10 protein-coding genes, 1 rRNA gene and 2 riboswitches are annotated in these 15,223 nt (G+C 46.6%); all 11 genes read right to left on the bottom strand.

Features of this window, described 5'->3' with window-relative positions; all coding sequences use genetic code 11:
• Positions 1 to 253 (bottom strand): 16S ribosomal RNA (locus tag FZD51_RS24690); the annotation flags it as partial.
• A 313-nt stretch (positions 254 to 566) separates the two neighbouring features.
• Positions 567 to 2,636: a glucose-specific PTS transporter subunit IIBC gene (gene ptsG, locus FZD51_RS24685; protein ID WP_148977098.1), complete on the bottom strand. Its 2,070-nt coding sequence runs from the start codon at positions 2,634 to 2,636 to the stop codon at positions 567 to 569.
• A gap of 190 nt (positions 2,637 to 2,826) precedes the next feature.
• Positions 2,827 to 3,669 carry a glucose PTS transporter transcription antiterminator GlcT gene (gene glcT, locus FZD51_RS24680; RefSeq protein ID WP_009791724.1) on the bottom strand — a complete coding sequence of 281 codons (843 nt, stop codon included), beginning with the start codon at positions 3,667 to 3,669 and terminating at the stop codon, positions 2,827 to 2,829.
• Between the two features lie 478 nt (positions 3,670 to 4,147).
• Entirely contained in the window at positions 4,148 to 5,476 is a 1,329-nt protein-coding gene (locus tag FZD51_RS24675; protein ID WP_148977097.1) for an NCS2 family permease, read from the bottom strand.
• A 111-nt stretch (positions 5,477 to 5,587) separates the two neighbouring features.
• Positions 5,588 to 5,689: riboswitch (purine riboswitch) on the bottom strand.
• An 85-nt stretch (positions 5,690 to 5,774) separates the two neighbouring features.
• Positions 5,775 to 7,295, bottom strand: coding sequence for a glutamine-hydrolyzing GMP synthase (gene guaA / locus FZD51_RS24670; RefSeq protein ID WP_187445887.1), 1,521 nt, complete (start codon positions 7,293 to 7,295; stop codon positions 5,775 to 5,777).
• 270 nt (positions 7,296 to 7,565) lie between these two features.
• A riboswitch (purine riboswitch) is annotated at positions 7,566 to 7,667 on the bottom strand.
• 37 nt (positions 7,668 to 7,704) lie between these two features.
• Complete coding sequence (locus FZD51_RS24665; protein WP_148977095.1) at positions 7,705 to 9,906, bottom strand: transglutaminase TgpA family protein; 2,202 nt, start codon at positions 9,904 to 9,906, stop codon at positions 7,705 to 7,707.
• Positions 9,903 to 11,120, bottom strand: a complete 1,218-nt coding sequence (locus FZD51_RS24660; protein WP_148977094.1) for a DUF58 domain-containing protein — start codon at positions 11,118 to 11,120, stop codon at positions 9,903 to 9,905. The genes FZD51_RS24665 and FZD51_RS24660 overlap by 4 nt, the downstream gene beginning before the upstream one ends.
• A 1-nt stretch (position 11,121) precedes the next feature.
• Positions 11,122 to 12,075 (bottom strand): AAA family ATPase, encoded by a 954-nt coding sequence (locus FZD51_RS24655; RefSeq protein ID WP_148977093.1) that lies wholly within the window; start codon positions 12,073 to 12,075, stop codon positions 11,122 to 11,124.
• A gap of 376 nt (positions 12,076 to 12,451) precedes the next feature.
• The gene (locus tag FZD51_RS24650; protein WP_148977092.1) at positions 12,452 to 13,882 is read right to left on the bottom strand and encodes a VWA domain-containing protein; all 1,431 of its coding nucleotides are present in this window, start codon (positions 13,880 to 13,882) and stop codon (positions 12,452 to 12,454) included.
• 15 nt (positions 13,883 to 13,897) lie between these two features.
• A complete protein-coding gene (locus tag FZD51_RS24645) occupies positions 13,898 to 14,269 on the bottom strand; it encodes a DUF4064 domain-containing protein (RefSeq protein WP_148977091.1) in 372 nt (123 codons plus the stop codon).
• A 644-nt stretch (positions 14,270 to 14,913) separates the two neighbouring features.
• Entirely contained in the window at positions 14,914 to 15,204 is a 291-nt protein-coding gene (locus FZD51_RS24640; protein WP_148977090.1) for a hypothetical protein, read from the bottom strand.
• Positions 15,205 to 15,223 lie beyond the last annotated feature (19 nt).

Genomic DNA, 15,223 nt, shown 5'->3' with positions numbered 1-15,223 from the left:
CTAATGCGCCGCGGGCCCATCTGTAAGTGATAGCCGAAACCATCTTTCAGCATATCCCCATGAGGGGATATGCATTATCCGGTATTAGCTCCGGTTTCCCGAAGTTATCCCAGTCTTACAGGCAGGTTGCCCACGTGTTACTCACCCGTCCGCCGCTGACTTCAGGGAGCAAGCTCCCATCCGTCCGCTCGACTTGCATGTATTAGGCACGCCGCCAGCGTTCGTCCTGAGCCAGGATCAAACTCTCCATATAAGAGTAAGATTTAGCTCTGATAAAAATAAGATTAACGTTGACGTTTTTGTTCGTTCAGTTTTCAAAGAACAATCTCAGTCGCTCTCTTAAAGCAACTATATTAGAATAACATTTCTCGCAGCCTTCGTCAACAACTTTTTTTCAACAATTAAGTTGAAAGCTTCTGGCGAAAACGACTGCTCACCTATAGTAACACCGATCCTGTATACACGTCAACATCACAATAGATGTTTTTATACATGAAATTTATCCCATTTATAAAGGCCGGCCGCTGTCTGCGGCCGGCCTTACATTACCATTATATTATAAAAGGTTATTTCTTAATCGTAATAACATCTTCTTCTTTTATATCTACGCTGCCGGTTTTGTTAATAACAACCGTTTCGCCTTCAGCCAGATTAGTAAATACAATCGGCGTCATTATGGATGGTGCATTTTCTTTTACAAAGTCCAGGTCGACCTTCAAGAGAGGCTGTCCTTTTTCCACTCTGTCATTTTCTTTAACGAGTGTTTCAAAGCCCTTACCTTTCAAGTTGACTGTGTCGATGCCGACATGGATCAGAATTTCGCGGCCTGAATCTGAAAGAAGGCCAAGAGCGTGCTTCGTTGGGAACAGATTGACGATCTTTCCGTCAACCGGAGAAACGATAGTACCTTCACTTGGAACGATCGCGAAGCCATCGCCCATCATTTTTCCGGAGAATACAGCATCAGGTACATCTGTAATCGGCTTGATTTCGCCTTTAATAGGAGAAACGAAAACATCTTCACCCTTATGCTCTGTCTGCAGCGCCTCTGGATTTACTTCCTCGATTTGCTGCTCAACGCCCTTTTCAGGAGCCTTTTCTACCGGACGCGGTTTTTTGCCGCTCATAATATCCTTCATTTGGCCTTTAATCGTTTCAGATCTTGGACCGAAGATTGCCTGAATATTGTTTCCGACTTCAAGTACACCAGAGGCGCCGAGTTTCTTCAGTCGGTTTTTATCTACATCTTTAATATCATTTACAGATACACGCAGTCGGGTGATACAAGCATCAAGGTGCGAAATATTTTCCTGTCCGCCCATTGCTTCAAGGATCTCGTAAGGAAGATCTCCGCCTTTGCTTGCTCCTCCTGCCTCTTCCTCTTCTTCTTCAACATCTTCGCGTCCAGGTGTCTTAAGGTTGAACTTGCGGATCGCAAAACGGAAGCCGAAGTAGTAGATAACTGCAAAAACAATACCTACCGGAATGACAATCCATGCGTTTGTCTGAGGGTTGATCAGACCGAACAGGATATAATCAATCAATCCTCCGGAGAAGGTCATGCCAATTTTTACGTCCAATAGGTGCATTGTCATAAAGGACAATCCGGCAAAAATAGCATGGATACCGAAAAGTACAGGAGCAACGAATAGGAATGAGAATTCCAGCGGCTCAGTAATACCAGTCAGGAATGAAGTCAAAGCTGCTGAAGCCATCAGGCCTCCGACAATCGCTTTTCTTTCCGGACGGGCTTCATGGTAGATCGCCAAAGCAGCTGCCGGAAGTCCGAACATCATGAACGGGAATTTACCAGTCATGAAAGTACCTGCTGTTAGATCTTGGACACGGTCCTTGATTTCTGCCATGAAGATCCTTTGGTCACCACGCACTAATTCACCTGCATTTGTTGTATATTGCCCAAACTCATACCAGAATGGTGAATAGAAGATATGGTGCAGTCCAAAAGGAATAAGAGAGCGTTCAATAACACCAAACACAAACGCTGACAATGTCAGGTTGGCATGGACCATGTTTTGAGAAAAAGCGTTAAGTGCAGATTGGATTGGAGGCCAGATGATAATCATCAGAAGCCCAAGGACTACTGCACTTGCAGCTGTCGCAATAGGTACAAAGCGCTTTCCTGCAAAGAATCCTAAGTAAGACGGAAGCTCAATTTCAAAGAATTTATTATACATGGATGCTGCGAGAATACCTACAATAATACCGCCGAATACACCCGTCTGGAGGGTCGGTATTCCCAGTACATTGGCATATTCCATACTTCCTTCAAGGTCTTTTGCTTCAATGCCCAATACAGTACCCATCGTTACATTCATGATGAGGTAACCGATGATGGCAGCCAGGGCAGCTACACCTTCTCCGCCTGCAAGGCCAACCGCAACGCCAACTGCAAATAAGAGGGCAAGGTTGCTGAAGACTATATTACCGGCGTTTTCCATGACGGAAGCAACCATTTCCACTCCGCCATTTTCCAGGAATGGTGCTAAATCAAGCAGCGCAGGGTTTTGCAGAGCATTACCAAAGGCTAGCAGGATACCTGCAGCCGGAAGGAGCGCTACCGGGAGCATTAATGCCTTGCCGACTTTTTGCAAGACACCAAAAGCTTTTTTGAACATGTGAATTCCTCCTTTTTTTATAAGCTCATAAAGCGTTTCCAATACTGAGCACAATTAAGCAGAAAGCAAAAAAGGCATGAGGGAAAAAATAACCGAAAAAAGCTGTACAGGTGTATATTACCCATAAAACTTGTTTTCAATTATCTAATCACTCATGCCTGATCGTATCAGTAACACGTAATTATGATATCTATTTGATTTTCTTTTGAAGCCTCTGCAGGTGCATCGTCAAATACACCGCTTCTGCATCAAAAACCTTTTTTCGCAATGCTTGCTGCATCACTTTAATGAGCTTCCAGGAAAGATTGTAACACACAGGATACTCTGACTTCAAGAGGTCTGCAATTTTTTCTGGCTCTTCCACCTGCTCGCCGGTATGGACCCTCTCGATTGTAAACCTTAGATGCCGGACAAGCCTCATATAATCAATGCTTTCTTTATCGATTTTTATATCAAGCTGTTCTTCAATCATATTAACCAGATGGGTCACAAGCTGCGAGTGCTGGTTAACCTCGGAAAGATTCCGGTTCATGACGGCACTGTGGATATGGAGGGCGATGAATCCAACTTCCCCTTCAGGCAGGTGCACCCCCGCCCTTTCTCCAATCAGCTGGACAACATCTCTAGCGACATCATACTCGAAAGGATACAGCGCTTTCGTTTCAATCAGGAAGGGATTTCGCATTTCCATGCCAATGGACAGCCTGCTGACAGCGAACATCAGGTGGTCGGTCAGCGCCACATGGATATGCTCATTCAATTCAGAGTTAGTCCGCTGCTTAATCAGTTCAAGAGAGGAAATAATAACATCCAGCAGTTCATTGTCCACATGCGGGAGAAGCTTGATATAGTTTTCCTGCTCTTTTTCATTCTTCAGGATAAAAAGTTTTTCTACGGAAGCTTCATCAATGAAATCACCTTTCTTATGGCTGAAGCCAATCCCCTTTCCTATGAGGACAACCTCGCCATGTTCCTGGTGATGGCCGATCAGTACATTATTGTTTAGTGCCTTTTTCACTTCAAGCGTTTTCATATCCTCTTCCTCTTTTCAGTCTCCATCAAGTAGTTTCATGTTATAAAAGACAAAATCGGAAGTCAATAAAAAGAAAAGCGGAGGGCGCTTGCTCAGCCCCGACAAGCATAAGACGAACAGAGCGAAAGGTTTGTTCTTTAACCTTTTGATCTGTTTGGCTTATGACTCTAGGGGCTAGCGCCCGGAGCTGGACAAGAAGAAAAGCGGAGGGCGCTTGCTCAGCCCCGACAAGCATAAGACGAACAGAGCGAAAGGTTTGCTCTTTAACCTTTTGATCTGTTTGGCTTATGACTCGAGGGGCTAGCGCCCGGAGCTGGACAAGAAGAAAAGCGGAGGCGACTGTTCACTAAGGAACGCAGGCTAAGTACGCCACATCCTGTGGCAACGCCTGCATGACCCACTTCCTGTGGGCCTCAAGCATAAGACAATCCCATACACACAAAAAAAAGCCCCCGGTATAAGGAGGCTCCCGAAATGATTATTTCAAGAAAATAAAGTACAGGACAAACACAGCAAACAGGAAGTACATGATCGGATGGATTTCTTTAGCTTTGCCTTTTACAATCATGGTGATTGGGTAGAAGATAAAGCCGATTGCGATTCCGGTTGCAATGCTGTATGTGAGCGGCATAGCTATAATCGTCAGGAAGGCTGGAACAGCAATTTCGAATCTCTTCCAGTCAATCTGCCCAAGCGACGAGACCATCAGGACACCAACAATGATCAGCGCTGGAGCTGTAACTGGCGCTGTTATTACATCGAGCAGCGGGAAGAAGAACAGCGAAAGCAAGAAGAACGCAGCCGTCACAATGGCAGCGAATCCTGTCCTTGCTCCGGCAGCCACGCCAGCAGATGATTCAATATAAGATGTTGTTGTTGAAGTTCCTAGTATGGCTCCCGCTACAGTGGCACAAGAGTCAGCCAGCAGTCCTTTGCCTGCGCGCGGAAGGACATTCCCTTTCATAAGACCCGCCTGGTTAGCGACCGCGACGAGTGTTCCTGCTGTATCAAAGAAGTCTACGAACAGGAACGTCAGAACAACGACAAGCATTTCTGTCGAAAAGAATGAGCTGTCGCCAAATGCTGTAAAAGCAGCTCCAAATGTTGGCTCAAGGCTTGGTACAGCCCCTACAATACTTTCAGGAGCATTGATCAATCCGAAAATCATACCGGCTAGAGCAGTCACTGCCATCCCGATGAAGATGCCGCCCTTGACGTTTTTTGTCATTAAGATGACCGTAATCATAATACCGAAGATGGCCAAAAGGACATTTCCGTCTGAAAGATCGCCAAGCCCGAGCAGGACGGCATCATCATTGACAATGATCCCGGCGTTCTGGAACCCGATAAAGGCGATGAACAGCCCGATTCCAGCTCCTACTGCAAACTTCAGTTCAGCAGGAATGGCATTGATTATTTTTTCCCTGATGCCTGAAAGCGTGAGAAGTATGAAAATCAGACCGGAAATGAGCACTCCGCCGAGTGCATGCTGCCAGGAGATTCCCATCGTCAATATGACTGTATAGGCGAAAAACGCATTCAAGCCCATCCCCGGCGCAAGTCCGATCGGATATTTAGCAATCAGGCCCATTAAGATCGACCCGATGGCAGCAGCAAGGGCTGTCGCCACGAAGACTGCACCCTGATCCATCCTCATGCTGTCAGGAAGATCCGGAACCGACTGCAATGACAATGTGAGCGGGTTGACGGCCAGGATATAGGCCATTGATAAAAAGGTAGTTAATCCGCCAATGATTTCGCGGCGGTAATTCGTGCCAAGCTCTTCAAACTGGAAATACTTTTTCATTCTTTTCCCCCCTAGTGTAAAAACCAAATAAAAAACGCCCGCCGGTTTCCGGGAGCGTGACAACAGGTTCCTGCCTATAGGGGGAATTTATAATAAGTTCAGTAAAATGATCCCTATAAACATTTACCTCGTAGTCAAGCTATTTACGGCAGCTCGGTAGAAACTTTCAGGCCATATCCCTGATATTATACGACGTAATACGACATATTCAGTTCTTCTTCATTTTAGCAGGAACGCTATTTTCAGTCAATAAAAAAAACGAACATTTTTCATGTTCGCTTTTTTAATGTTCGTATTTTTATTCCCATTCAATTGTTGCAGGCGGCTTGCTTGTAATATCGTATACAACACGGTTGATATGATCCACTTCATTGACGATTCGGGTGGATATGATCTCCAGCACATCCCATGGCACCCTTGCCCAGTCTGAAGTCATTCCATCAATAGAGGTTACCGCGCGGATCCCGATTGTATAATCATAGGTACGGGCATCACCCATCACCCCTACGCTGCGGATATCAGGAAGAACGGTAAAGTACTGCCAGATATCGCGGTCAAGACCTGCCTTCTTGATTTCGTCCCGTAAAATAGCGTCTGATTCACGGACAATTTCGAGCTTTTCATCTGAGATTTCTCCGAGTACACGGATTCCGAGACCTGGTCCAGGGAATGGCTGCCTCCAAACCACTTCATCAGCGATACCAAGCTCAGTCCCCAATGCCCTGACTTCATCCTTGAATAAAGTATTCAAAGGCTCAATCAGTTTAAACTGCATATCCTCCGGCAATCCCCCAACATTATGATGGGACTTGATTGTCTGGGCAGTTGCCGTGCCGCTTTCAATAATATCGGTATACAAAGTTCCCTGGGCAAGGAACTCAATTCCTTCCAGCCTGGCCGCTTCATCATCAAACACATATATAAATTCGTTGCCGATGATTTTCCGTTTTTGTTCCGGATCGCTGACACCTTTCAGCTTGCTAAGGAAGCGGTCTTTTGCATCAACTTTAATAACGTTCATGTTGAAGCCCTCAGAGAAGGTCTTCATGACACTTTCGGCTTCTCCTTTCCGGAGCAGGCCATGGTCCACGAAAATACATGTCAGCTGATCGCCGATCGCTTTATGAATAAGGACAGCGACAACAGAAGAATCCACCCCTCCGCTCAGTGCGCATAAAACCTTCTTGTCGCCTACAGCCTGGCGAATTTTCTCTGTTTCAATTTCAATGAAGTTCTCCATTGACCATTCGCCTTTGCAGCCGCAGACGCCAAAGACAAAGTTCTTCAGTATATCGTTTCCGTATACAGAATGGCGGACTTCCGGGTGGAATTGAACCGCATAAAGCCCGCGCTCTTCATTGCTCATCGCAGCGATTGGGCAGGAAGGATTGATTCCATCAACAGAAAAACCTTCAGGCGCTTCTGTAACAAGGTCACCATGGCTCATCCAGACTGTCTGCTCATTCGGAAGTCCGGCAAAAAGCTTGGACTCATGTTCGAGTGTCAGGACAGCTTTGCCATACTCTCTGTGCTTCGCGCGCTCAACTTTGCCTCCGAAGTGCATAGTCATCAGCTGCATGCCGTAGCAGATGCCGAAAATAGGCAAGCCCAGCTCAAAAATTCTTTCATCGCAGCCGAAGGCATTTTCGCCGTATACACTGTTCGGGCCGCCGGAGAAAATGATGCCGCTCGGATTCATTTCCTTGATTTCTTCTGCTGTGATTGTATGGGGGTGAAGCTCACTGTATACCCCAAACTCGCGGATCCTTCTAGTTATCAGCTGATTGTACTGACTGCCAAAGTCTAGCACGACAATCATTTCCTGGTTTTGCAGTTCTGTTTTCCCCGTCAAATCTGTCCACCTCGGTTATGTTATTTTTTCTTATCCTGCTCTCCCGGCCTATACTTTAACCGCATTCCGAAACAGCATCCCTTATCTCCAGCTCCATATATCCGGTTATTTTTGGCCGGCTCTTGCCGCATGCCTGTCCAAGCACAAGCCAAATCAAACAAAAAAACCGGAACTCTCCTCCGCAAATACGCTGAAGGCAGAATTCCGGTTTTTAAGCATAAATGCCATAAAACACTATATAGAATGACCTGCCTTCATAGTCAAGTCATTTAAGGTGACCTGGTAGAGACTTTCGAACCGTATTATCGAGGATATATGAAGGTGCATATTAAATTATGATTCTCGTGAACATTGTATCAACAGGTCATTTTTTTGGTCAAGCTATTGTCTTTTTAATTAAATTTTCCCACAATTCCCTGGTCTCTTCCCAGCGTCCTTCTTCCTGGCTGCCTCTGTACAGGACCCGCTCATACTGGGCAGTGATCCTGCTCATTTCCTGTGTAGAGAAGAAATGATCGATATATGCAGCATATTCCCTCAGCGTCTGGTCCTGCTTCCTCTTCAGGCCGTAGCGTTCAAGCTGTTTAAGCAGAGTCAGATACGCTGAAACAAAGCGGCCGTCCTTCTTCTTCATCCGCCTGAACTTCCAGATGAAATAGGCTGGAAGCCATTTGGACCTTTTCAGGTAAGCAGCCGCAGCGGCCGCGGCAAGAAGCAGTAAGATCAGAGACATCGCCTTCCAGGAGCCAGTGAAGAATTCCTTTGCCTTTACACCCAGGTCAGCCAGCGTAAAGGATGATGCCGTATCACTGTTTTCTTCCGGGGAATCTGGTGCAGCCGGCTCTTCTTCCGGCTGGGCCGCAGTTTCTTCCGCATCCGTTTCAGCAGTGTCTGACGATTGAGTGTCATAGGAATACTGGATATTATTTGAAAAGCCCTGTGTCGGCTCAAAAGGAACCCAGCCAATTTCAGGGAAGTAAACCTCCACCCATGAATGAGCATTGTTATTTGTGACTTCAAAGGTCCTGCTTGTTTCACTTTCCCTTGCCTGATATTCTCCTTCTGTATAGCCTTTCACCCATCTGGCAGGGATACCGAGGCTTCGTACAAGAACAGCCATCGAGGAAGAGAAGTTATCGCAATAGCCCCTTTTTGTATCAAACAAGAATTGATCTACATAATCATCGCGGGCACCGGGAACGGCCACATCTGTCTGGTCATAAGCAAAGCCGGACATCCGGAAATAGCGTTCTATCTCCCTGGCCTTATTAAACCAGCTGGATTCATTGGCCGTAATCTCCTCTGCCAGCTCTTTCACCCTTGCCGGAAGATTATTAGGCAGCTGGGTATACCTCTCAAGGAAACTGCCGTCCAGATTTTGGCCATCCCCGGACTCCTGGAGTGCAGAAACACTATATTTCGGCACCTCATAGCTCACACTGTATTCCTTCAGGGGAATCGGCTGGACAGCATAAACTTTTTCAATCGCCGGATCCAGTTCAAAGCTCACATCCCCTTTTGGCTGTATGCCCTCAACACCAAGCGGGTATACAATATGCGGAGATGATTGATACAAATATACTGAACTTGTTTCCGGATTGGTTGTCATCCCTTCTCCTGAGAAAGAGGAAATCGGCACCTCGTCTTCCTCAGTGAACGGAATGCGCTCTTCCCCTTCTTCAGAAGCAAGCCATCCTTTGCCTGTATACACATCCTTTGTTTCAACCTTCCAGTAATGGCGCGATTTCACTTCAGTACGGAAAACAACCTGGTTGTCTCCGATGAAGGGTCCGCCAAGCCTGGAATCATCGACTCCATAGCCTACCCTCGCAACAGAACCGCCTGGTCCGTCCCCGCTGTTCTGTCCATATGATTTTATATACGGAACTGGATCGGGCCAAATAGGCGCTGCCTTGGGAGCAGCAAGGCCGACCGCCACACTCAGGGCAATCATCACCGCAAGCGGGGCCATCCATTTTCTCGAGAAAGTCCTCTTTTTTAAGATTGTCTCCCGCTCCATAAGCCTGTGGAATGTCAGGATCCCCATCACGCCGAAACCGGCGATTACAGTACGGACAATGGCGCCGTCTGCCTGATATGGAGTAAAGGTATCAAGCACAGTAATATAGGTCAGTGTCATAAAAAAGAAAATAAAGATCTGCCTTCTATTGATCAGCCAATATTGAAGCAGATAGGTCATCAGCCAAATCAGCACAAAGAACAGAAGGCTTCTGAACAAGTCTGTGAGCTGCGGCCATTCGGCTGCCGAAACAAAGCCCAGATTTTCTTGAATATCCATGAAAAACGGCAGTACCCATTCCGGTGAAAAAAAAGCTCCCTCATAATAAAGAAAATGCAGGGAATACAGGATATACAGGCACTTAACAAAGCCGCTGACCACCATATTCACGTGGAAATAATACATTACAAGACCAAGAACAATGAACAAAATAAACACAAGGATGTTAGACGTATCTGTCAGCTGCTCAAGCGGGCGCATCCACTCCCACAGAAGCAGGAATCCGAACATATATAAAATGACAGAAGTCATGGTGTGCCTGTTCTCATCTGCCCTCATCCTCTATTCACCTCCGAAAAAGCCTCAGAAAATTGGCCTTCATGGACAAGCACGACCCTGACCCCGCGCGCGTTGGCAGAAGCCCTCAGTGCAATTTCCTCCTTGGCTGCGGCCTCACGCTCATTCTTCAGCAGAAAAATGGTGACGGCACTTTTATGGGAAGCATAGAAGCTGGCCTTTTCCACCAGCCGCTTCGTCATCTGAGCCGCGATCAGCATAAGAGAGACATTCTGCTGGGCGAGGAAATTCTCCGTTTCCAGCACCCGGTCAAAGGAAACCGGGCAGTCATCCTTCACTTTTGCGAGGTGATAAAAGAGCTGCTGCTGCTGCCCTTCCCCGCCTCTGACTGGAAATGCCGCCCTTTCCATACCCATCGTGATCAGGCCGGTCTGGGCGCCCTTGCGGAGGATGCCCCTGATGACAGAGGCCGTAAAGGATACAATCCCCTCAAACCTTTCGTCAGGAGCGCAATCCATCATAATATATACGTCATGAGATTTCCGCTGCTCAAATTCCTTCGTCATGATGTCATTCCGCCTGGCGGTCGCTTTCCAGTTGATCCAGGAAAAACGGTCTCCTGGCTGATATTCCCGGATCCCGACTGCCATGGAAGTATCCCTCTGGACCCGTTCCTTTGATGCAGTCATTCCCTGGTCATAATGGTTGTCGGCCGGTTTATAGATAAGCTCTTCATAAGCGGGATAAACCATGATCCGGCCCTCCGCTTCCACAAGCTTCTCTTTTTCAATCAAACCGATCGGATCACCCGTTTTCAGGCGGATAGCCTCAAAGATATGCTCACCGCGCGGCAGCCCATCCACTTCATACTCAAAAGAAACCTCCCGTTTGAACCACGGAAATACGAATGATTTTGCTTTATTCCCTTTTGAGGAAAAAGACAGCGCCTCATTCAGGCAGTCTTCTGCAATGAGAAAAAACAGCGGGAAAGAGTTGTCCCGCTTCAAAGTCACTTTTACCTTAAGCTTTTCACCAGCATTATAATCAGTCTTTACAAGATCCCTTTCAGCACGGAAGGTGCCGACCGAATAAAAGGACAAAGCAAGCCCGTACAGGGCAAAAGGAAGGAAGCTGTAAAATAGGAACCAGCTCACAAATCCGCCCTGGAACATTGCATAAGAAAACGTGATCAGAATGAGGAGAAATAATACAATCAGCTTCCAGACATTTTTGCCCAGATTTATCAGCTGCTTCATCTTACTTCACAAGCCTTTGGACAGGGACCGGCACTCTTGCAATCACGCGGTCCACAACTTCCTCGGCAGATATGCCTTCAAATTTGGCCTCGCTCTTCAGGATGATGCGGTGTGCCAGCACAGCGGGGGCCAGGTATTGGATATCATCCGGAAGGACATAATCCCTGCCATACATGAAAGCGAAAGCCTGGGCCGACTTCATTAGCGCAATCGATCCGCGCGGGCTCGCTCCAAGATATACACTGCTATGGGTCCTAGTCCTGTTGGAGATATCAACTATATATCTCTTGATGGTTTCATTCACATGCACTTCTTTAATCTGCTGCTGAAGCTCCCTCAATTCTTCAAGGTCAATGACTGGCTCCAGCTCATCGATCGGCGGCACCTTCTGCGCACGATTCAGCACTTCCATTTCTTCGGCGACTTCCGGATAGCCCATTTTCATTTTCAGCAGGAAACGGTCCAGCTGGGCTTCCGGCAGAGGATATGTCCCTTCATACTCAATCGGGTTCTGGGTTGCCATAACAAAGAACGGCTTCTCCAGCCTGTGCGTCACCCCGTCAATGGTCACACTGCTCTCTTCCATCCCCTCAAGCAGGGCAGACTGAGTCTTAGGCGAAGTCCGGTTGATTTCATCAGCAAGGATGATATGCCCCATGATCGGCCCCGGACGAAACTGAAATTCCATCTCTTTTGGATTATATATAGAAACGCCTGTCACATCTGATGGAAGCAGATCGGGAGTAAACTGGATCCGGCGGAAGTTGGCGCCCACCGATTTGGCCAGCGCTCTTACCATCATTGTTTTTCCAACACCAGGGACATCCTCAAGCAGAACGTGCCCGCCTGCCAGCAGTGCCACAAGGCTGAGCTCAGCGACATTGCGCTTTCCGATCATAACCTTCTCGATATTATGCAAAATCCTTTCAGCCGCGGGATTCATTTGATCGCGCATCTATATCCCTCCTGTATTATGTCTATTAAGCAGGCCAAAAGGCGTGTGCTTAACATGAATTTCTCTTGAATTATGATACTAATAACTTATATTCGACAGATTCTATTAAAAACCTGTAAAAAATACGGACCTGGGAAAATATTAACGAAAGGCCAGCATATCTATTGTAGGTAATTTTCAAAAATATGTAAAATGGAAAGATTTCCGGCAGTGCCGGAAACGTTTAGGATTAGTGAGGAATTAAAGAATTCTATTTTTCAATTTATCTTCCCGCCCAGGTGATTACAAGCTTAATATTGTGCAATATCAGAAACTAATGAAAGCATGCCCGCAATAGGCAGGGCATGCTTTCACGTACAATTAATCAAACGTTTGATTAACGATTTTCCCTTAGCTTTTCCATCCGTTCAGCCCAGTCATTGATCTTCTGGTCGATCCTGTCTACCTCATCATCAATTTCCTGATGCTTGCTATTGATAATTTCTTCCTGAAGCCCTTCCAATACCTTTTCATGCTCTTCTGTCTTTTTGAGCAGCTCCTCTTCCATGGCGGCATCGATCAGTTCATTTTCCTTCAGGTTCGCAATGGCGTCCCGGATGCGCCCGGCCTCATTCCTGATTGCATATCCAAGCCCCATGCCCATCTGATCAATGTCCATCTTCTGGAATGAGACGGCAAATGTATTTTTGGGAGTAGACCACTTAACGCCAATTATGTCTATCAGCCCAGGCACCCACTCATTGGAGATGCTGCTGTTCAGCTGATCGGCATTGTCGGCGCCGATATATTCGCCCTTGCCTGCCTCAGCCACCTTCTTGAGCTGATCCTCTGCTTTCTTATCCACATTAAAGCCGATGATGTTCACCTTCCGGCTTTCATTGGTTTCAGCAAACAGCCTGGCTTCCTCCACCGGATTTCCGTCGCAGGTTTCCGCTCCATCGCTGACTATATAAAGGGTAATATCCCCCTCGTAGTCCATGCTTGCCTCCCTTGCAGCCTTTATGGCGCCAGCAAGCGGGGTCCAGCCTTTCGCCTCCACCCCTTCAACAGCCTTGAAGAAAGACTCTTCGTTATAGGATTGAAGCGGATAAACCTCATCAATCGTCGTACAGGAAAGCTGTTTATCTTTGTCCTCCTGTGTGCCAGCATGCCCGTACACATAAAGGGAAACATCATTTTCTTCGCCAATGGTCTTGGCAAAGCTTCTGACTGCACTCTTGGCAATCTCCATTTTCTGCTTGCCGTCTACATCAAGCAGCATGCTGGAGCTGGCATCAAGGAGAAGAAGAGCCTTTCCGTCTTCCTGTTCTTTTCCAGGTTCAGATTCTGCTGCCTGCTCCGGCTCAGGCAGGAGCGGTTCATCAAATTGCGGTTCATAATCCATTATTTTTCCGATGGATTGCCGATAGGCACTGTTGCCAAGATAATAAAGCAGTGCCTTGAACATCATATCCGGATCATCCGTTTCCTTTGTGACCTTTTGCATATGGCCCTCAAAGTCCTCCCTGATCCCTGAAAGCGTATTGAAATCGGGCCAAAGCGCGGTTTCCTTTTTATAGCTGAAGTCCTTTGTTAAAAGGCCCGGCTCTGCATTCCGGAACTCTTCCACCGTAGAAGGAATCACAACCGTGCTGATTTCATCTGTGACTTCACTGCCTTCTTCTTCCTTGTCCTTCCCGGACTCTTTTTGACCAGCCGAACCGGCATCGGACTGGGCTGATTCCGCCTTGTCCACTTTCTTTTCACCAGAGCAGCCAGCCAGTATAAACAAGACGGCCAGCATCAGCAGCATGTATTTTTTTAGCATCCTTCAGCCTCCTGATCATATTTCTTTTTCAAGCGTTAAAGAATGTTCCTGCCTTTCCTGCGGGACCCTGAAGCCTAAGGCACCCGAGATGATATATAAAACACTTGGCACGAACATCAGAAAGATCGAAATCGGAAAGCTCAAAACGCCAAATGCGATCATCAGCCCCCCAAATAGCTTGTGATCCATCCTGTTTACCAGACAGGCGACAATCAATGCTCCTGACTGGATCACAAAAAATAATAGCGTGACAATAAAGATAATGCCTGCCGCCTGCTGGTCGTCTGAGGCAGCTGCCACAAAAGCAATAACAAAACCTATAAACGATAACAAAATGCCGATGATGCCGCCCACCAGCCCTAACACAAACTCCGCTGTCCTTTTCACTCAATCCAACTCCTATGTTGATGCGATTAATAATGGTATATGATCATTGCCTTCCATAATTTTACGTTTGCCACTCAGTTTCGTTCCTGGGTTTTTGGTCCTGTTTTCTGAATTTCTATTGGTGATTTAGACCTATCAAGTCACGATATGCGCTGTATTATCTCTTGCCTTAAGCCAGGTCCCCCCAGGAATGCTATTTCACCCTAAAGCATTCTCAATATCACCCCTGCTGCCATTAGCAGCATAAACACCCCCACGATTCTGATCCCTGCCAAAACCGCTTTTCCACTTACCCTTTCCCCCTCATACCTCCCAGCTGTCCCATCTATTACAGCAACACCAAGGCAGCAGATGAACAGCAAGCAAAAAAACAGCAGATTATATTTTTGCTCCTGAAAATCAATCAGCCAGTTTTCGGATACTGTATAGGCATATATGCCAAAAGAAATGATAACGGCAAGAAAGAAGAAAAGATTGAATTTGGCAAGATTTTTTTTCTTGATAATATCAGCTCCCTTAAGATGTATTGTTTCATTTTGGATAATTTTTCCATTTGTAAAATCAAACTTATATTCCCTCTTACCTGCCGATTAAACATAAAAAAGAGTTCTCCACGGGAAAACTCTTACTTTACCTTATTCAGCTTATAGCAGCCCCATTGAAAGCCGCCACAAAAGAAAGAAAACTGCAATTGAAATGCCGCCATATACTGCTTTTTTACTTACCCTTTTCCCCTCATCCCTGAGAGAGGCCCCGCTTATGCCAGCAAGAATAAGTCCGATTGAAGCTAACACAACAAATGTGACAATCTGGCTGAAGTACTTTTGGGTATCAATAATCCAGTTTTCCTGGATTGTGCAGGCATAGATGATGAAGCCTCCGAGTACCACTACCGTGTAAATCGCTGCAATACGGGAAAGTGTTTTTTTGTTCATTGAATTCCCCCCTAAAAGC

The organism is Bacillus infantis (assembly GCF_008180445.1).
In the GTDB taxonomy this organism is placed as follows: Bacteria; Bacillota; Bacilli; order Bacillales; family Cytobacillaceae; genus Bacillus_AB; species Bacillus_AB infantis_B.
Note: the sequence above shows the minus strand (reverse complement) of the source record. Positions and strands in the feature narration are given on the sequence as shown.

Coding starts and splice junctions, on each gene's coding strand:
- guaA (WP_187445887.1), bottom strand. CDS start 7,295: ATGATTGTCGTGCTAGACTTTGGCAGTCAGTACAATCAGCTGATAACT.
- FZD51_RS24650 (WP_148977092.1), bottom strand. CDS start 13,882: ATGCTAAAAAAATACATGCTGCTGATGCTGGCCGTCTTGTTTATACTG.
- FZD51_RS24640 (WP_148977090.1), bottom strand. CDS start 15,204: ATGAACAAAAAAACACTTTCCCGTATTGCAGCGATTTACACGGTAGTG.
- FZD51_RS24675 (WP_148977097.1), bottom strand. CDS start 5,476: ATGAAAAAGTATTTCCAGTTTGAAGAGCTTGGCACGAATTACCGCCGC.
- ptsG (WP_148977098.1), bottom strand. CDS start 2,636: ATGTTCAAAAAAGCTTTTGGTGTCTTGCAAAAAGTCGGCAAGGCATTA.
- FZD51_RS24660 (WP_148977094.1), bottom strand. CDS start 11,120: ATGAAGCAGCTGATAAATCTGGGCAAAAATGTCTGGAAGCTGATTGTA.
- FZD51_RS24665 (WP_148977095.1), bottom strand. CDS start 9,906: ATGAGGGCAGATGAGAACAGGCACACCATGACTTCTGTCATTTTATAT.
- FZD51_RS24655 (WP_148977093.1), bottom strand. CDS start 12,075: ATGCGCGATCAAATGAATCCCGCGGCTGAAAGGATTTTGCATAATATC.
- glcT (WP_009791724.1), bottom strand. CDS start 3,669: ATGAAAACGCTTGAAGTGAAAAAGGCACTAAACAATAATGTACTGATC.